This window comes from Haloterrigena gelatinilytica (assembly GCF_013342145.1).
Classification (GTDB): domain Archaea; phylum Halobacteriota; class Halobacteria; order Halobacteriales; family Natrialbaceae; genus Haloterrigena; species Haloterrigena gelatinilytica.
The window spans coordinates 1,942,404-1,960,618 of the sequence record NZ_JABUQZ010000001.1; the positions used below are offsets into that span (position 1 = coordinate 1,942,404).

Sequence of the window (18,215 nt, forward strand, 5' to 3'; positions counted from 1 at the left end):
AATCGTCCCTGATTTCGCTACTGGATCGCTCGAGACCACTACGAAAGCCCCTGACGGGATCGACCATCCGGAACTCGCTGCGCGCCTCACTGCGTTCGGTGCTTACTTCGTCCGGGACGGATCGATCCCGTCAGCCCCTTTCATTCCCACCCGCGGTGGCATGACCGATCAGCCGGCACGGGTGGGAATGAAAGGGGCTGCCTCGCTCGACCCGGTGAGATCGTTCGAAAGACGCCCCGCGTCTTTCGCGATCACGAGAGAGCGAAGCTCTCTCGAACGACGACGTAAGGACCGCAGGACGAAGTCCGAGGACCGCAACGAGTCGCAGCCGGTCGAGCGAGGGAGGGGCTTTCGTAGTGTCTGCAAGGACACCGATTGACGTCCGAACCCTCTCCAAATACGACTCGAGGGAGCCAGTCTAGAAACCCTTTAGTCCGTCCGAGCGAAGACACTGGTGGGAAGCGCACGGCCGCAAATCTGACTGCGCCGTCCACTCTTTCGGACGGCTTGGGATTGCGGAAGTGCACTGACGGTCGCAGCGGCGACTGTCACACAACATCAGCGGTCAGTGCGGTTCCTATCCTCACCAATGGCACGAATGCACACCCGCCGTCGCGGCTCGTCCGGATCGGACAAGCCGACGGCAGACGACCCGCCGGAGTGGAGCGACGTCGACGCGGACGATATCGAATCCCGCGTCGTCGAACTGGCAGAGCAGGGCTACGATCCCAGTCAGATCGGGATGAAGCTGCGCGACGAAGGCGTCACCGGCACGCCCGTCCCGGACGTCAAGCTGGCGACCGGGAAGAAGATCACCGAGATCCTCGAGGAGAACGACGCGCGATCCGAGTTCCCCGAGGACCTCTACAACCTGATGGAGCGCGCCGTGCGCCTGCGCGAGCACGTCCAGGAGAACCCGCAGGACTACCAGAACAAGCGCGCCCTGCAGAACACGGAGTCGAAGGTTCGACGCCTCGTCGACTACTACCGCGGCGACGAAGTCGAGCCGGACTTCACGTACTCCTACGACGTCGCGAAAGAGCTCCTCGACGAGGAGTAACCCCACCGGATCCAGATGGCCACCGATAGTCGGTCCGCCGAGCCGCCGTCTGCCCCCGCCGCGGAGGCGATCGGGAGCGCCGGCTTCGTCCACCTCGTCGCGCGCGCCGACGGCGACGCGCTGGCGGCCAGCGGCCTGCTCGCGCGGGCCCTGGCCGACCGCGGGACGCCGTTCCAGGTGAGCGTCGGCCCCACGGTCGCCGACCGAACCGAGCGCGTTCGCGACCGACAGGCGGCGGCCGACGACGTCACCGTCGCGATCGGCGCAATCGACGCGGACGCGACGCGGCTCGACGCCGACGACCGACCCGCCACGCTCGCGGCGCTCGAGGCCGTCCGCGGTCTCGAGGCGTCGCCTGATCACGTCCTCGCGCTCGCGGGGCTCGTGGCCGCCGGCGTCGAACCCGGCGCCGGCGAGAGCGAGTGGGTTCTCGAGACCGCCCGATCGCAGGGCCTGGTCGATCGCCGGCCGGGCGTCGCGGGGCCGACGACCGATCCGGTCGACGGCCTCGCCCACTCGACGCGCCTTCGCGCGCCCTGGTCGGGCGACCTGAGCGCGACGCGGACAGCGCTCGAGGAGCTCGGCGTCGACCTCGCCGCGCCGGAGGAGTTCGACGCGGACGCACGCCGGACGATCGGCTCCGCCGTCGCCCTCGATATCGTCGGCGACGACGAGGCGGTACCGGCCGCGGCCGAGACGGTCCAGCGCGTGCTCCGGCCGTACGCGACGCCCGACGCTCCGTTCGCGACCGTCGGCGGCTACGCGGACGTCCTCGAGGCGACCGCCCGCACCGAACCGGGCACCGGCGCCGCGCTCGCGATGGGCCACGACGCCCGCGAGCCGGCGCTGGACGCCTGGCGCGAGCACGGCCGACGCGCCCACGCGGCCCTCGAGGCCGGCTCGACGGGACGCTACGACGGGCTGTTCGTCGTCGGCGTCGACGACGGCCCCGTCGAAGCGGTCGCCCGGATCGCCGCGGCCTACCGGTCGCCGGAATCGACCGTCCTCGCCGTCGACGACGGCGAGGCGGCGATCGCCACCCGCGGCGGCGAGCCGCTGGGGGCGACCGTCGAGGCGGTCGCGCGCGAACTCGAGGAAGTCGGGATCGAGGGGGTCGCCTACGACGGCGGCCGCCGCCGCGGCTACCTGCGGTACGATCCCGCCGTGGACGAGTCGACGCTCATCCAGATCGTGAGGGACCGACGATGAGTCGGCGCGCGACCATCCGAACGCGCCACGACGACCCCGAACTCGTCGCGCGGGCGCTTCGCCCGGACAACACCGACGAGATGGAGACGGTCGTCGAGCGCGACGGCAACGAGACCGAGACCGAGGGCGCCGTCGTCACGCACATCGAACGCGAGACGACCGGCGGCCTCCACTCGAACGTCGACGACTACGCGGTCAATCTCGAGGTGGCGATCGACGTGGCCCGCTCCGGACGGGACCGACGGGAACAGCGCGAGCAACCAGCGGACGCGGGGAGCGCGTCCGATGCGGACAGCGACACTACAGATACATCATGAGTGAACGATCAGTTTCACGCGCGAAACAGGAGAAGCGGTGGTACACCGTCCTGGCACCCGAACAGTTCGACCGCCAGGAACTCGGCGAAACCCCCGCTGACGAACCGGAAAAGGTCTACGACCGAACCATCGAAACGACGCTGGGCGAACTCAACAACAACGCCAGCGAGAACAACACCAAGCTGACCTTCAAGATCACCGACGTCGGCAGCGACTCGGCGTACACGGAGTTCGTCGAGCACTCCCTGACCCGGGACTACCTGCGTTCGCTGGTCCGACGGGGCGCCTCGAAGGTCGAGGCGTACGTCACCGTCCTCACGACGGACGACTACCGCGTCCAGATCCAGCCCGTCGCCTTCACGACCAAGAAGGCCGACGCGAGCCAGGAGAAGGCCATCCGCAACCAGATGGTCGAGATGATCGAGGAGGCCGCCGCCGAGCGCTCCTTCGAGGAACTCATCGACAGCGTCGTCGAGGGTCGACTCTCCTCGGGGATCTACGGCGAAGCCAAGACGATCTACCCGCTGCGCCGCGTCGAGATCCAGAAGGCCACCCTCGAGGCCCACCCCGAGGAAGTCGCCGAAGAGGAAGCGACCGCGGTCGACGTCGACGAAGACGACGTCGCGGCCGAATAAGCGGCCCCGGATTCGTATCCGGACTCGAGTTTCGCCGCGAATCTCGAGGTTCGCCCGTCGAACCGCAAACCGAGAACCGAGAATCGAGATCGATTTTTTCGCCGTCGTCGAGATACCCGTGGAGTCCTACGAGCGACTGGGTTCGAGTCTGATCCTGCTCGAGTAGCCCGAGGATGAGCGCGAGCAAATCCAGGCGCAGGTGCCCGAGTTCGACGGGCCGTCGATCGAATACGCGTGGCCGCTCTCCGACACCGACTGCGCCGGCACTAGCGCGGCCAGTCGGACTTTCCTCGAGGAAGCGGACGACGATTCGGTCATTCGAAATGCGAACGGTTTCGGCCTCGGATTCGTCGCGGGCGAATCGCTCGCTTCGCCTTCGTCTGAACTCCGAAAGGCATCGCGCTGAGCGGTGCGCCAGTCGGAGACACGTTCGGTGTGCGCGGTTGCCACAACACCCGTTGTAACTATATCAACAAACTGTTATATGCAAGCGGATCGTTCCGGTCTTGCTGTGAACGACCGACTGTCGAATCTTTTTCAATCCGCCGACGACGTCCCGCGTACAGTCCGGACGGCACGCGTCGCAAACGGTATCGCGTTCGTCATCCTCGGTGCGATCTTCGCGACGTGGGCGGTCCGAATCCCGGCCATCGAAACGCTCCTCCGCCTCAGTAAGGCAGACATCGGTATCGCGCTCCTCGGACTCGCCGTCGGAAGCGTTCTGGGCCTCATCGCCAGCGGCGTTCTCGTCGCCCGTTACGGTGCCAAAGCGGTCGTCCGCCTCGCGATCGTCACCTACTGTCTCCTCCTCCCGGTCATCCCCCTTTCGGGAGGTCTGTACTCCCTCCTCGCCGTTCTGGCCGGGTTCGGGTTCGGAAAGGGCCTCCTCGACGTCGCCGCAAACACGCAAGCGCTTCACATCGAACGGGTCTACCCCCGACAGATCATGGGCGGCTTCCACGCGCTCTACAGCGCCGGCGCACTCCTCGGTTCGCTCGTCGGTGCCCTCTTCACCGGCCTCGGGCTGAGCGCACGGGCTCACTTTCTCGTCCTCGCGGCGACCTTCCTCGCGATCGGCCTCGCTGCGAGCGTCTGGCTCCTCCCTCCGGACGAAGACGACGCCGACGAGACGGATACCGAATTCGCACTTCCCTCCAGAGAGATACTCGGATTCTGCCTCATCGGGTTCTGCGCGCTGCTCGTCGAGGGGATCGCGAACGACTGGAGTGCCGTCTTTTTGGAGGGGGCGGCCGGCGCACGTCCGGCGGTCGCGGCGCTCGGATTCGCCGCGTTCGCGCTGGCGATGACGCTCGGTCGGTTCGCCGCCGACCGCGCCGTCGATGCGATCGGCCCCCGGCGGTTCATTCGGCTGACGGTAGCTATCTCCGCCCTCGGAGTCATCGTCACGCTCGTCCCGATCCCACCCGTCGCGCTTCTCGGTTTCGGGATCCTCGGCTTCGGGATCGGCGGCGTCGCCCCGGTCAACCTCAGTCTCGTCGGCCGGGCCGACCTCGAGCGATCCTCGGAATCAGCTGTCGCCGCCGTCTCGACCTCGAGCTACGCCGGCTTCGCAGTCGGCCCGGTCGCAATCGGGCTACTGGCGGACGCCACCTCGCTCCGAATCGCCTTCCTCCCGGCGATCGGCGTTGCCGCCGTCATCGCGACACTGACGTTCACGCTCCCCGGGAGAGGCGGATCATCCCCAGCAGTACGCTCGGACTAGACGGGACGGATATCCGTCGCCTCGGAGAGTTCTTCGACGACGATACGGTCGGCCGCGATATCCTCGATTGCCGCGCCGGGCCCCCCGACGGTGTATCGTGTGTCGTCGGCTTCGAAGACGACGGTGGCCTTCGCCGCGAGTTCGAGCAGCGTCGCGGGAGTTTCGTCGCGTGTACCCGTGTACTCGACGGCGACGAACTCGCCGGAGAGTGAGAGTCGCCGCCCGTCCGCTCTCGACCTCCCGATTACGCGGCCCCGGATCGTCGCGCCGGCGTCGAGGGCGAGTTCGATGCCGCGCACGCAGTCGGTTATTTCGACGAACGTGAACGGGGCCTCAGCACTGCGCGCATCGTGGACGACGTCGTAGACCTCGCGGAGCCGAGTGAGGAAGTACCAGTGGAACGCGTAAGCTGTCGCGTAGTCGTCGACGAGGACTCCGTATTCGTTCGTCCGACGGCCGCGAGTCGCGTAACACGCTTGCTGCCGGTCCGCCAATAGGAGAAACGGGCCCGGAAGTGTCCGTCGCCGGACCTCGTGACTGATCCCCCGAAGCTCCTCGGAAGCCGGCGGCGTCTCCTCGGGTGGAACGAACAGGGACAGATGGATTCGAACGCCGCGCTCGTAGGCCGCTCGAAGCGCGGAGCGGAGGCGCTCGACCTGCGTGTCCGTCGCGGCGAGTTGAAGGTGGTTCTCGGCGTTCGAGACGACCGTTCGGGCGTGGTCGAAGACGGTGCGAAATCGCCGAACGACGCTCACCTCGCCTCCCAGTTCGTCGGGAGCTTCGTAGCGATCCTCGATGGCGTTGATCGCGTTCTCGAACCGGCTGACGGTCGACCGAAGCGAGGAGAGCGCGTCGCTCGGATCGACGGGGTGAGCGGTGAGGGTGTCTCGGTCGTAGAGCGTCACGTAGCCCTCGTCTTCGAGGGATCGCAGAACGTCGTAGATACGCGCTCGCGGCACGGCGCTGGCCGTCGCGAGTTCGCTCGCTGACGACGGCCCGGTTTCCAGTAGCGAGATGTACGCGTCGGCCTCGTACGGCGAAAACCCGGCTTCGTTCAGTATCGTGCGAAGCTCGTCTGACTCCATTCGCGGAATACTCCGTCGTCCAGGTGCCTAACTCTTGAGACGATCCGTCTCGCTACCCGACGTATCCGCCGCGACCTGAATCGGGCGGTACCGATCCGGCGGCCGTTCGTATTCAGCGTATTCGTCGCGACGGCGATCGCGCGGTCGCTGTCCGTTCCGTTACTCGCTCGACCGCTGCCGAACGGTTCACCGCTGCTCTCGCTTTTAACAGTCCGCGTCCCGTACGGCCGCCCATGAGTTCTCGCTCGAGCGAAAGCGACCGCGATCCGTCCGTCCGTTTCGACTACGACCCGGCGACGATCCGCTTCGGCGCCGGTAGCGTCGACGATCTCGAGGCCGAACTCGAGGCTCAGGGTGCAGAGCGCGCGCTGGTCGTCTGCGGCTCGACGGTGGGGGAGACGCCGACAGTGATCGAGCCGGTGAAATCGGGGCTGGGAGACCGGCTGGCCGGCGTGTTCGACGAGACGTCGGCGGCGAAGCGGCTCTCGACGGCGCTGGCGGGGCGCGACCGCCTCGAGGCCGAGGACGCCGACGCGATCGTGAGCGTCGGCGGCGGCAGCAGCCTCGACGTCGCGACGGTCATCAGCGTCCTCGCGGCCAACGGCTACGGCCCGGCGGCCGCCGGCCGGGAACTCGCCGAGACGGGGACGCTTCCGATCCCCGACGAGGGGCTGGTGCCGATCGTCGCGGTGCCGACGACGCTCGCGGGCGCCGACCTCTCGACCGTCGCCGGCATCGCCGCCGATCCCGACGAGGGACCCGTCGACGAGCCGGTCAGCGGCGGCGTCTCCCACCCCGACCTGATGCCCGCGGCGGCGGTCTACGATCCCGAACTGGTCGCGACCACGCCGGACTCGGTCCTCGCCGGCTCGGCGATGAACGGCTTCGACAAGGGTATCGAGACGCTCTACGCCGCCAACGCGACGCCCGTGACCGACGCGACGGCCAGACACGGCCTCGAGAAACTCGAGGACGGCCTCCGGGCGTTCGGCGACGGCGACCGCGACGCGGGGACCTTCGAGACGCTCCTCGAGGGGCTCGTCCTCGTCCAGTACGGCATCTCCCGACCCGGCGAAACGACGCTCTCGATCGTCCACGCCTTCGGCCACGGGCTGACGGCCGGCTACGACGTCCAGCAGGGGGCCGCCCACGGGATCGTCGTCCCGCACGTCCTCGAGTATCTCTTCGAACGGGATGACGTGGACGCACGGGCGGGAATGCTCGCGAACGCGCTCGGCGTCGGCGACGCCGCGGACCGCGGTGCGGCGGTCGTCGAGGCGGTCGCGGAGATTCGGGACGGGCTCGACCTCCCCGCGCAGTTGCGCGAGGTCGACGGCCCCCGTCCCGAGGAGTTCGCCGCCGTCGCGGAGGCGATCCTCGACGACGCGTTCATGGCGAACGCGCCGCCGGGACTCGAGCCGTCGGTCGAGGAGATCGAGAGGATCCTCGAGTCGGCGTGGTAGACGCCGGTTCGTCGGTGCCGGCCGGGCGTTCGAACGAGCGGGCGTCAGGCGTTCGGTTCCGATGCTGACGGATTCGAGGCCGCCGGTGCCGACGACTCGGGCGACTCGGACGATTCGAGCGACGACGGCGGTTCGACGCCCCGACGCGGCGGTCGCAGCCCGTCCTCGAGCGGCGAGCAGAGCCACGCCGCGTAGATCGCCGCGATCGTCGTCCCCGCCGCGACGACGAACAGGACCGCCGGCGCCGCGAGGTGGACGATCCGGAGCACGGAGAGGCCGACCCCGCCGCCGAGAAAAGTGCTCACGGCGACGGTGCGCAGTTGCTCGGGAATCAGCGAGAGGACCCGCTCGCGCCAGTAGACGGCGTAGCAGAACCCACAGAGCGCGCCGAGGACGACGGCGGCCGGGTGCGCCGTCGGTAACGGAACGCCGGTCTCCCGGGTCGCGAAGAAAGCGAATACCGGAAGGGCGACGACGAGTTCGACGAGTTCGCCGCGGCGACCGTCCGGCGTCGTCCACCCGTCCTCGTCGCGGAACCACTCGCGGAGCGAGAGCATCGGTCTCGCTATCGACGTTCGAGCCGTCGTGTTACTAATCTAACGATCGGTCGGTTCTCGAGGTACCGACCGAGTTCGGCCCCGAATAGCGACCCCGGAGCCGCTCACTCCCGAACGACCGGGTCGGGGAACGCCGCGAAGAAGGTCGATCCCTCGCCGGGCTCGGAATCGACCCAGATGTCGCCGCCGTGGCGCTCGACGATCCGCTGACAGAGCGCCAGCCCGATGCCGGTCCCGTCGTACTCCTCGCGGCTGTGCAGCCGTTCGAACACCTCGAAGATCCGCTCCCGTTCCCCGGGCTCGATGCCGATCCCCTCGTCGCTGACCGAGACGATCCACTGCCGCCCGTCCCGTCGGGCCGTGATCTCGACCCGCGGCGGCTCGTCGCCGCTGTACTCGAGGGCGTTCGTCAGCAGGTTCTGAAACAGCTGGTGGAGCTGGTTTCGGTCGCCGGCGACGGTCGGCAGGTCGCCGACGTCGATCTCGGCGTCGGACTCCGCGATCCGGAGTCGGAGATCCGTCAGGACGTCGTCGATCACGGCCTCGAGATCGACCGGTTCGAACGGCTCGCCCCGCGTCTCGATCCGGGAGTACGCGAGCAGGGCCTCGATCATGGCCTTCATCCGCTCGGCGCCGTCGACCGCGAACTCGAGGAACTCCTCGCCGTCGTCGTCGAGTCGGTCGGCGTACCGGTTCTCGATCAGTTGCAGGTAGCTCGAGACCATCCGCAGGGGCTCCTGGAGGTCGTGGCTGGCCGCGTAGGCGAACTGCTCTAACCGCTCGTTGGACTGCTCGAGGCGCTCGATCGTCTCCTCCAAGGTCACTTCGTAGCGCTTGCGCTCGAGTTCGTACCGGACCCACTGCCCCATCAGGTCGAGGAACGTCCGCTCGGACTCGGTGAAGGGCTCCTCCCGGGGCGCAGTCGAGACGAAGAAGAACGTCCTGTCGAGGTCGTCCGCGATCGAGAGCCGCGTGCCGAGGTATGACTCGACGCCGAACTCCTCGTAGGCCGCCGTCCCCTCGAACCCGGTGGCTTCGGGATCGGTGATCGACGCGGTGTCGGTCGCCGCGTCGTCCCCGGTCGCGTCCGTCTCGTCGGCGAACACGCGACAGTAGGTCTCCGAGAGGGAAACCTCGGCGCCCGGTCGGAGGTGCTCGTGGTCGCCGCTGACGGCCTCGACGACGAACCGGTCGGTCTCGGGGTCGATCCGGGCCAGCCCGCCGAGCTCGAGGTCGAACCGGTCGCAGCCGAGTTCGAAGACGGACTGGAGCTTCTCGTCGAACGACCGGTCGGGATCGGACGCGATCTCATACAGGCGGCGCTGGGCGCGCTCGCGTTCCTTGCGCTCGCTGATGTCGCGGACGATCGCGAGCATGCACGGTCGGCCGTCGACCGTGATCTTCGACGCCGAGAGCTCCGCCGGAATCGGCTCGCCCTCCTTCGGGAGACAGCTCAGCTCGTCCGTCCAGCCGGCCCCCTCCTCGAAGACGGTGTCGACGAACTCGCGGAACGCCTCCATCTCGTGGGGATGGCAGGCCGACGGCCCGAGCTCGAGCAGTTCCTCGCGGGAGTAGCCCAGCATCTCACAGCCCGCCGGGTTGGCCTCGAGGATCTCGTCGGCGTACGGGTCGTTGATGAAGATCGCGTCCTGGCTGTGCTCGAAGATCTTCCGGAACCGCTCGGTCGCGCGCTCGAGGGCCGCGTTCCCGACCGTCCGCTCGCGCAACGTGGTCGTCATCCGTTCGACCTCGCGAGCGGGGCGATCCGGGCCGAAGAACTCCGCCGGAGGCGTGTAGTAGACGTTCCGTGAGACGACGCCGTCGTGGACGAGCAGCGGGTGCGTGCGGATCACCTCGTGGACGACGTCGGCGGGGAATCGCTCGCGGTTGTACTGACAGCAGACGGCGTACGGCTCGCCCTCGTAGATCGAGTTGAGAATCGCCTCGTACTCGACGAGGTGATCGAGGTCGGTATCGCCGTCGTTCAGGGCCCACGTCATCTCGGCGGTCGCCCGGATACCCGTGAAGTCGTCTTCCTCGGTCGCCTCCGCGAGCGACTCCTCCCAGAACCGCACCATCGCGTTGCGGTCGAACTCGCCGGTCCGACGGTAGGTGTCCGCGGGCGTCACCACCGAGAGCGCGCCCGACTCGAGGGCGTCGTCGACGTCGATGCCGTACTCCCGCATCGCCGACAGGACGTCGGCCCTGTCGTTCTCGTCGGCGATATAGAGACAGCGCTCGCCGCGCTCGAGCCCGCGGCGGACGAAGGGAATCACGGCGCTGAACTGCTCGTCGCGGTCCTCGTAGAGGAGCGCGACGTGATCGGTCGAATCGTCGTGATCGTGATCGGACTCGTCAGGGGACTCGACCCGCCCGTGAAACGCCGGATTCTCCCGGGAAGACTCGAGATCGGAACCGATTCCGAGCGCCGGCGATCGCTGGCGGTCGTCGCGATTCGCCCGCTGGTTCATTGGTACCTACTACTCGCGGTCGCCCATAAAATATGAGGGGCGCGTTTCGAAGTGAACTATCGTTCAGTAACGCCCGCGGAAACCGTTCACTCGTCCACGTACGACGGGCGCTCGGCGTACTCGATCGGATCGCGAACGCCGATGTTCCGGAACGCCTGCAGGCGGAACGCGCAGGCGTCGCAGGTGCCACAGGCCGGCTCGTTCTCGCGGTAACAGCTCCAGGTGTGTTCGTAGGGGACCTCGAGGTCGACGCCGCGCTCGGCGATATCCGTTTTCGACCACTCGACGAACGGCGCTTCGATCGAGATGTCGGTCTCGGGTTTGGTCCCGACGTCGACCACGTTCTCGAAGGCCTCGAAGAACTCGGGACGACAGTCCGGATACCCCGAGAAGTCCTCGCTGTGGGCGCCGATGAAGACCGCGTCGCAGTCGTTGGCCTCGGCGTAGGAGACCGCCATCGCGAGCAGGTTCGCGTTCCGGAAGGGAACGTACGACGTGGGAATCTCGTCGCTCTCCATGTCGGCGTCTTCGACGGCCATTTCGTCGTCGGTCAGGCTCGAGGCGCCGATCGCCGAGAGGTGACCGGTCTCGATCCGCAGGAAGTCCGCGGCGTCGAGTTCGTCGGCCAGTCGGCGGGCGCACTCGAGTTCGCGGTCCTCGGTGCGCTGGCCGTAGGAGGTGTGCAGGGCGTAGATCTCGTAGCCCCGGTCGCGGGCCTCGTAGGCGGCGGTAGCGCTGTCCATCCCTCCCGAAAGGAGGACGGCGGCGCGTTTCTCGGTCGATTCGTCTCCGTCGGTTGCGGTGGTCGCGTCGGTCATCGTAGTGCTCGTGGTCGAACGGTCGTCGGTCGCTACGTCTCGGGCGCGTCGTTCCAGAGGTCGACGTGGAGCCGCGGGGTGTACCGGAAGCCGTGCTCCATCGCGAGGTCGGCGACGCGGGTGCGGGTCTCCGCGAGGCGCTCTCGAGTCGCTCCCTCGGGCATCAGGAGGACGTCGTCGTCGCGGATCGGCACGTCCGCGACGTCCCGGAGCTCCGCGAGCAGGTCGAGGATCTCCGGCATATCGTCGCCGTCGGTGACGACGAACTTCAACTGGAACTCGTAGTCCTCGACGAGCCCGGCCAGCGTCTCGAGGTCGATCCGGTCGCGCTCGTGGCGCTCGGCCCACCGCTCCGCGTCGGCCTCGTCGGCGTCGGCGGGCGCGCGCTCCGGCGTCGGCGTGCTGCTCTCGAGCTTCGGGCTGATCGAGGCGAGGTCGATCGGCGCGTCGCGGTGGATCGTCCCGTTGGTCTCGACGGTGGTGTGGTACCCCCGATCGTCGAGCGCCTCGAGCAGCGCGACGCTCTCCTCGTGGATCAGGGGCTCGCCGCCCGTGAGCACGACGTGGTCGGCGTCGTGGGACTCGATCTCGGCGAGGATCTCCTCGAGGCCGAGCCACGCGTGGGTCGGCTCCCAGGAGGTGTGGTAGGAGTCGCAGAACCAACACCGGAGGTTACAGCCGCTCGTGCGGACGAACACCGACGGGACGCCGGCGAGGGTGCCCTCGCCCTGCAGCGAGTAGAACAGTTCGTTGATCGGGAGGCCGTCGTCGGGACGCTCACCGCGGGTTCCCGCACCGTCTCGAGCGTCGGCACCCTCGTCCTCGCCGTCCCGGTCGACGGAGTCGGAGACCGGCATCTCAGAACCGGCCGCCCCCGCAGAGTTCGCTGGTCTCGTTGACCTGCACCCGGACGTCCGAGACGTTCTCGGGGAGCGCAGCCACGAGTTTCCGTTCCAGGAGCACGCTCATCACCTCCGCCGTCGGCGGGTGCTCGAGGACGACGACCGCGTCGCCGTCGCCCGAGGCCTCGAAGGCCTCGATCAGCGGATCGCCCGCCTCGAGGAGGAACCGGTGATCCCACTCGTCGATGACGTCGGTAATATCTCCCTTGTCGGCGACCCAGCCTTCCGCGGCGAGCTCGCCGACGACGGTGACGGCGACCTCGTAGTTGTGGCCGTGCGGGCGCGCGCACTTGCCGTCGTGGTGGCGGATCCGGTGGCCGGTACTGATCCTGATCGGTCGGTCGTGGCCGACCCGGAGGACGCGTTCGGTGCCGGCGACGGGGTCCTGCTCGCGGCTCGCGGCGTCGCCGCTCGCTCCCGCCGAGGTCTCGTCGGTCGCGGCCGCTGGATCGGGTCCGTCGGACGGTTCGGTCATACCACAGTATTCCCGCGGGATTACTTAAGGATGACCGAACCGTCGACGGCGATCCGTTCGGACGACCGTCTACTGACGTCGACTCGAGTCACGGAGTAAAACGAACGTTCGACTCGTCGGTCGAGTCCGACCGACGTCTCCCATCCCTGGTTCGATTCGTCGATCCTCGGTCGCTCGAAACGGTTCGGCTAGTCCCTGAGCTGGTCTTGCAGTCTGTTCTTGGCCTCCGTTCGACGCTTTTGAGAGAGCTGCGGGCGATCCTTCGAGAAGTCGACGTCGATCTCGTCCAAGGTTCGCCGGTAGATATTCGTGCGTCGTCCCTCTTCGGAGAGCTGTCGCCCCTCGCAGGTCAACAGTCCGGCGTTGACGAGTTCCTCGATGCGCCGATAGCACGTCGCGATCGGAATCTCGATGTCCTCGCTCAAGGCCTGTGCCGACTTCGGTGTTCCCGCGGCGCAGAGGATCTCTGCGCTGTACTTGTTCCCGAGCGCCGAGAGGATCGCGCTCGAATCCACCTCGGCTCCATCCGTCCGACTCTGAGACATCGTTCACTCTCTACTGAATTATCGAGATTGAATCTTGTGGTTATCTGACCGGTCCAGTTATATACCAGTCCGAAAAGCAACTGATTGCGCCTCGACGAGGGATCTCGAGAGCCGACTAGGGACCGGCGCCTCGATACTCGTTTCAATCCGGGCCCCGAACGATTACGTATGAACGTCGCGGTCGTCACGGTCGGGGACGAACTGCTCGCCGGGCAGACGACGAACACGAACGCCGCCTGGCTCGGCGAACGACTCGACGAGCGCGGCGTCTCGGTCGAACGGGTCACCACGGTCCCGGACCGAATCGGCGAGATCGCCCGCGTCATCGACGAGTATCGCGCCGAGTACGACGCGGTCATCGTCACCGGCGGTCTCGGGCCGACCCACGACGACGTCACCATGGAGGGCGTCGCCGCCGCCCTCGGGCGCGACCTCGAGGAACACGCCGAGGCGCTCGCCTGGCTCGAGGAATCGGGCTACTCGCGGGACGATCTGACCGCGGGGACGGCGGACCTGCCGGCCGGCGCTCGAGCCGTACACAACGACGAGGGGGTCGCCCCGGGCGCGGTCGTCGAGGACATCTACGTCCTCCCCGGCGTACCGGCGGAGATGAAGCGGATGTTCGAGTCGATCGAATCCGAGTTCGCCGGCGCGCCGACCTACCGCGAGGAGGTCGTCGCCGACGAACCCGAGAGCGCGCTGCTCGACCGGATCGCCGGCGTTCGCGATCGGTTCGACGTCAGCGTCGGGAGCTATCCGGGCAATTCCGTCCGACTCGTCGTTCAGGGGGCCGACGAGGAGACGGTCGCCGAGGCGGCCGCGTGGCTCCGCGAACGCGTCGAACTCGCCGAGTGAGAAGGCGGTCGGCCGTCGGTGGCCGCCGGGAGCGTTATCGGTAGAGGTACGCGAGCCAGACGATCGTTACGAGGAGGCTGAGGACCAGCGCACCCCAGCCGACGACGTCCATCGGTAGCTCTGTCCCTTCCGCGAGCACGACCTGCGTGAGTGTGTCCATGCTCCGCGGTCCGTCCCCAGCCCCCTTAACCTTTCAGAAAATCGGCGCGTCGTTCGGCGGACGTTCGATCGCTGCCCGCGGGCGCGGGCCGCGCCGCCGCGCCCATCGGGGCGTGTCGAGCCGAGCCAGACGCCGGAAGCGCGCTCGAAACACCATACGGCTTATTGATCGGCTTCGCCTACGTCCGCCATGGACTCGCTCGGCGTGGTCGTGAATCCGATCGCGGGAATGGGCGGTCGGGTCGGACTGAAGGGAACCGACGGCAAACTCGAGGAAGCGCGCCGCCGCGGGGCCGAACCGCGGGCGCCGGAACGGGCGCGCGAGGCGCTGCGGTCGCTGCACCGACGAGCGCCCGACGTCGCCGTCTACACCGCGGCGGGGGTCATGGGCGAGCGGGCGGTCCGCGACGCCGGCTACGAACCGATCGTCGTCTACGAGCCGACGGCCGACGACGCCGCCCCGGCCGACGCGACCGCTTCTGCGGACGCCGATACCGATCCGAGCGATGCGTCCTCCCCGGTCGACCCGGCGACTGCCGAGACGACCGCCGCCGACACGCGGGCCGCCGTCCGGGCCTTCCTCGAGCGCGACGTCGACCTGATCCTGTTCGTCGGGGGCGACGGCACCGCGGTCGACGTCGCCGACGTGCTCGAGGCGACGGCGGGCGACGAGACGCCGATGCTCGGCGTCCCCGCCGGCGTCAAGATCTACTCGTCGGTGTTCGCCGTGACGCCAGCGGACGCGGGCCGGATCGCCGCCGAGTTCGACCGCGCGGCCGACCGCGAGGTCAACGACATCGACGAGGAGGCCTACCGCGAGGGCGAGGTCCGCTCGCAACTCGAGGCCATCGTCCCCGTCCCCGTCGCGCCGGACGTCCAGTCGAGCAAACAGGTCTCGAGCGGCAGCGTCGACTCGCTGGCCGCTGGCTTCGCCCGCGAGGTCGACCCCGAGCGCACGTACGTCTTCGGCCCCGGCAGCACCGTGGGCGCGATCGAACGAGAACTGGAGATCGACCCGTCGCCGCTGGGCGTCGACGTCTGGCGCGACGGCGAGGTGCTGGCCCGCGACGCGGCCGAGAGCGATATTCTGGCCGTCCTCGAGGAGCCGGCGACGATCGTCGTCTCGCCGATCGGCGGCCAGGGGTTCGTCTTCGGACGCGGCAACCACCAGATTTCGCCGGCGGTCATCGAGCGCGCGGACGAGATCGAGGTCGTCGCGTCGGGAGCGAAACTCGACGGAATCGACGCGTTGCACGTCGACACGGACGACGAGGCGATCGACGAGGAGCTGCGGGGGTGGCTGCGGGTGCGGACCGGCCGGTTCACGACGCGGCTCGTGAAGGTCGTCTGAAGGCTAGTTGTTTAAGGTACGTGCGATTCCGTCCTACACAATCATCCATATAACTATCCGACCCGGATATAAGGTGAATATAGTCAAGATTAAGGTCGTGTCTTTCCTTAGGATGTCATATGGAAACGCGGAAAGTGCAACGACTCGGGCCGTCGACGCTCGCGATGACGCTCCCCGCCGAATGGGCGTCCGAACACGCCGTCGAGAAGGGCGACGAGGTATCCCTCCGAACCAGCGGCAAAGGGACGCTGACCGTCATGCCCGAATCCGCCAGCTCCGAGGAGACGGAAGCGATCATCCACGCCGACGATCTGGACGCCGACGCCGTCGAGCGCGCGATCGTCGCCCAGTACGTCCTCGGGCGGCGCGTCATCCGCATCGACACCGAGGACGGCGCCCTCGAGTCCGACCACATCAACGCCGTCTACCAGGCCGAGACCCAGCTGATGGGGCTGGGCGTCATCGAGGAGACGCCCGAGAGCATCTCGATCCGCTGCTCGGTCGACCCGGAGGACTTCACGCTGAACAACCTCCTCGAGCGCCTCGAGCGGACCGGCCAGACGATGCGCGGCGAGGGGATCAAGGCGCTGGCCCACGGCAACCCCGACCTGGCCCAGCGGGCCCTCAACCGGGAGCGACAGGCCAACAAGATCTTCGTCCTCCTGTTGCGCCTGATCTTCACCGCCTACCAGAACCCGAACCTCGCCCGCGCGGTCGGGCTCAACAGCGGCTTCCCGCTGATCGGCTACCGCTCGATCGCGAAGAACTTGGAGCTGACGGCGGACAACGCCGAGGACATCGCCGAGATCGTCATCGAGACCGAGGGCCACAGCCTGAACGTCGATAGCTCGGTGATGCGGGACATCCGCGAACTGAACGATCTGGTCGACGAGATCACCTCGATCGCCGTCGAGGCGGCCGTCGAGCGCGATTACGACAAGTCCAACCGGGTTCGGAAAATGTTCCACGACGTCTCCAGTAAGGAACAGGAGATCCTCGACGAGCTTCCGGAGATGTCCAACGAGGACCTGCTGCGGGTCCGCGAGGTGCTCGTCAGCCTCCAGCAGACGGCCCAGTACGCCATGCGAAACGCCGAAATCGCGGCCAACCTCGCGCTCAACGAGGAGTCCGAGCACACGACGATCAACTGACGACGCGTCTCTTCTCTCCTCTCCTCTCCTCTCTCGTCTCCCGTCTCGAGCGGGTTTCGGTTCGAAACGCTAATCGGACGCGATATCGCACGTAGTGTCGATGCGGGAGCTTCGTCGCCGAATCGTCGCCCAGTTCGCCGTCGATCGCCGCGTCCTCGCGCTGGCCTTCGCCCGGATGGCCGACGGCATCGGCAACTCGTTTCTCATCATCGTCATTCCGCTGTACGTGGCCAGCGACGTCGTCGGCGGGGCGACGTTCGGGCTGGGCGAGTCGATGCTCATCGGCGTCATCCTCTCGCTGTTCGGCTTTCTCAACAGCAGTTTCCAGCCGCTGACGGGTCGGCTCTCGGATCGGTCGGGACGGCGCAAGTCGTTCATCCTGATCGGGCTCGCCGGCCTCGCGGCGACGAACATCTCCTACGTGTTCGCGGACACGTACCTCTCGCTGCTCGTCGTTCGCGGGCTCCAGGGGGTCAGCGTCGCCTTCATCATCCCGGCGTCGATCGCGCTGGTCAACGAACTCGCGACGAGTCAGGACCGCGGCGGCAACATGGGCGTCTACAACACGTTCCGGCTCGTCGGGTTCGGCTCCGGTCCCATCGCGGCCGGCGCGCTCGTCAACCTGGGCCCCTACCGGCTCCCCGCGGACGTGACGCTCAGCGGCTTCGACGCGGCCTTTTACCTCGCGACGACGACGGCACTGATCAGCTACGGGCTGGTGACGCTGCTCGTCGCCGACCCCGAGGCGACGAAAGCGAACGCCGGCGCCGACCTCTCGATCGACATCCGGGATCCGTCGGGCGAGCACCTGCTCGATCCGATCTTCACCCTCGGGGTCGTCTCCCTGTTCATGGCCGCGGCGATCGCGCTGTTCGCGACGATCCAGCCGCAGGTCAACGCCCGCCTCGAGCAGGGGTCGACGTGGTTCGGCCTCCAGTTCGCGGCGTTCATCCTCGCGCAGGTCGCCCTGCAGACGCCGATCGGCCGGGCCTGCGACCGGTACGGCCGCCGGCCGTTCATCCTCGCCGGGATGCTCTTCCTGATCCCGACGACGTTCGTCCAGGGCTTCATCGCGTCCTCCGTGGTGATGTTCCTCGCCCGTCTCGGTCAGGGCGTCGCCGCCGCGATGGTGTTCGCGCCCGCGCTCGCGCTGGCCGGCGACCTCGCTCCCGAGGGCGAGTCCGGATCGAAGCTCTCGATTCTCACCATGGCCTTCGGCTACGGAATCGCCGTCGGGCCGCTGACCTCCGGCGCGCTGATCGGCTACGGGTTCGAGACGCCGTTTCTCTTCGGGACCGCGCTGGCCGCCCTCGGGGCGATCCTCGTCTACACGCAGGTCGAGGAGACCCTCGAGTCGACGCGGTCCGTGCCGGTCGTCGGCGACGATTGAGCCCGGTCGACCGCGGGACCGCGATCACACCGCGGGACGCAACGCAAAA

At 67.8% G+C, this 18,215-nt stretch carries 18 protein-coding genes; 10 read left to right on the plus strand and 8 right to left on the minus strand.

Annotated features, from left to right (window positions below; all coding sequences use genetic code 11):
- The first annotated feature begins 589 nt into the window (after positions 1-589).
- The 5 genes from HTZ84_RS09895 (at position 590) to HTZ84_RS09915 (ending at position 4,944) form a co-directional block, all read left to right on the plus strand.
- Complete coding sequence (locus HTZ84_RS09895; protein WP_174680524.1) at positions 590-1,060, plus strand: 30S ribosomal protein S15; 471 nt, start codon at positions 590-592, stop codon at positions 1,058-1,060.
- Between the two features lie 15 nt (positions 1,061-1,075).
- The gene (locus HTZ84_RS09900) at positions 1,076-2,269 is read left to right on the plus strand and encodes a serine/threonine-protein kinase (protein ID WP_174680525.1); all 1,194 of its coding nucleotides are present in this window, start codon (positions 1,076-1,078) and stop codon (positions 2,267-2,269) included.
- A complete protein-coding gene (locus tag HTZ84_RS09905) occupies positions 2,266-2,586 on the plus strand; it encodes a KEOPS complex subunit Pcc1 (RefSeq protein WP_174680526.1) in 321 nt (106 codons plus the stop codon). The genes HTZ84_RS09900 and HTZ84_RS09905 overlap by 4 nt, the downstream gene beginning before the upstream one ends.
- On the plus strand, positions 2,583-3,221 hold the full coding sequence (locus tag HTZ84_RS09910; protein WP_008896649.1) for a 30S ribosomal protein S3ae: 639 nt from the start codon (positions 2,583-2,585) through the stop codon (positions 3,219-3,221). Before HTZ84_RS09905 ends, HTZ84_RS09910 begins: the two co-directional genes overlap by 4 nt.
- Positions 3,222-3,732: 511 nt before the next feature.
- Positions 3,733-4,944, plus strand: a complete 1,212-nt coding sequence (locus HTZ84_RS09915; RefSeq protein ID WP_174680527.1) for an MFS transporter — start codon at positions 3,733-3,735, stop codon at positions 4,942-4,944.
- Here HTZ84_RS09915 and HTZ84_RS09920 read toward each other — a convergent pair.
- Entirely contained in the window at positions 4,941-6,029 is a 1,089-nt protein-coding gene (locus tag HTZ84_RS09920) for a TrmB family transcriptional regulator (protein ID WP_174680528.1), read from the minus strand. The genes HTZ84_RS09915 and HTZ84_RS09920 overlap by 4 nt on opposite strands.
- 233 nt (positions 6,030-6,262) lie before the next feature.
- Here HTZ84_RS09920 and HTZ84_RS09925 point away from each other — a divergent pair, with 233 nt between their 5' ends.
- A complete protein-coding gene (locus HTZ84_RS09925; RefSeq protein ID WP_174680529.1) occupies positions 6,263-7,492 on the plus strand; it encodes an iron-containing alcohol dehydrogenase family protein in 1,230 nt (409 codons plus the stop codon).
- A gap of 44 nt (positions 7,493-7,536) precedes the next feature.
- Here HTZ84_RS09925 and HTZ84_RS09930 read toward each other — a convergent pair whose 3' ends face one another.
- The 6 genes from HTZ84_RS09930 to HTZ84_RS09955 all read right to left on the minus strand — a co-directional run bounded on the left by HTZ84_RS09930 (position 7,537) and on the right by HTZ84_RS09955 (position 13,260).
- Positions 7,537-8,049, minus strand: coding sequence for a hypothetical protein (locus tag HTZ84_RS09930; RefSeq protein ID WP_174680530.1), 513 nt, complete (start codon positions 8,047-8,049; stop codon positions 7,537-7,539).
- 104 nt (positions 8,050-8,153) lie between these two features.
- Positions 8,154-10,520 (minus strand): MEDS domain-containing protein, encoded by a 2,367-nt coding sequence (locus tag HTZ84_RS09935; protein WP_174680531.1) that lies wholly within the window; start codon positions 10,518-10,520, stop codon positions 8,154-8,156.
- A gap of 86 nt (positions 10,521-10,606) precedes the next feature.
- Positions 10,607-11,338: a 7-cyano-7-deazaguanine synthase QueC gene (gene queC, locus HTZ84_RS09940; RefSeq protein WP_174680532.1), complete on the minus strand. Its 732-nt coding sequence runs from the start codon at positions 11,336-11,338 to the stop codon at positions 10,607-10,609.
- A 32-nt stretch (positions 11,339-11,370) separates the two neighbouring features.
- A complete protein-coding gene (locus HTZ84_RS09945; protein ID WP_174680533.1) occupies positions 11,371-12,195 on the minus strand; it encodes a 7-carboxy-7-deazaguanine synthase QueE in 825 nt (274 codons plus the stop codon).
- Between the two features lies 1 nt (position 12,196).
- A complete protein-coding gene (locus HTZ84_RS09950; protein ID WP_174680534.1) occupies positions 12,197-12,715 on the minus strand; it encodes a 6-pyruvoyl trahydropterin synthase family protein in 519 nt (172 codons plus the stop codon).
- A 188-nt stretch (positions 12,716-12,903) separates the two neighbouring features.
- Complete coding sequence (locus HTZ84_RS09955) at positions 12,904-13,260, minus strand: winged helix-turn-helix domain-containing protein (protein WP_174680535.1); 357 nt, start codon at positions 13,258-13,260, stop codon at positions 12,904-12,906.
- A gap of 168 nt (positions 13,261-13,428) precedes the next feature.
- On the opposite strand from HTZ84_RS09955, the gene HTZ84_RS09960 reads away from it, so the two are divergent.
- Positions 13,429-14,115 carry a competence/damage-inducible protein A gene (locus HTZ84_RS09960; RefSeq protein WP_174680536.1) on the plus strand — a complete coding sequence of 229 codons (687 nt, stop codon included), beginning with the start codon at positions 13,429-13,431 and terminating at the stop codon, positions 14,113-14,115.
- 34 nt (positions 14,116-14,149) lie between these two features.
- On the opposite strand, the gene HTZ84_RS23035 is transcribed toward HTZ84_RS09960, so the two are convergent.
- The gene (locus HTZ84_RS23035; protein WP_256402464.1) at positions 14,150-14,275 is read right to left on the minus strand and encodes a hypothetical protein; all 126 of its coding nucleotides are present in this window, start codon (positions 14,273-14,275) and stop codon (positions 14,150-14,152) included.
- A gap of 189 nt (positions 14,276-14,464) precedes the next feature.
- On the opposite strand from HTZ84_RS23035, the gene HTZ84_RS09965 reads away from it, so the two are divergent.
- From HTZ84_RS09965 to HTZ84_RS09975, 3 genes are all read left to right on the plus strand, one after another.
- Positions 14,465-15,625, plus strand: coding sequence for an ATP-NAD kinase family protein (locus tag HTZ84_RS09965; RefSeq protein ID WP_174680537.1), 1,161 nt, complete (start codon positions 14,465-14,467; stop codon positions 15,623-15,625).
- A 119-nt stretch (positions 15,626-15,744) separates the two neighbouring features.
- The gene (locus HTZ84_RS09970) at positions 15,745-16,776 is read left to right on the plus strand and encodes a phosphate uptake regulator PhoU (protein ID WP_174680538.1); all 1,032 of its coding nucleotides are present in this window, start codon (positions 15,745-15,747) and stop codon (positions 16,774-16,776) included.
- 100 nt (positions 16,777-16,876) lie between these two features.
- Positions 16,877-18,166: an MFS transporter gene (locus HTZ84_RS09975; RefSeq protein ID WP_174680539.1), complete on the plus strand. Its 1,290-nt coding sequence runs from the start codon at positions 16,877-16,879 to the stop codon at positions 18,164-18,166.
- Positions 18,167-18,215: the final 49 nt, after the last annotated feature.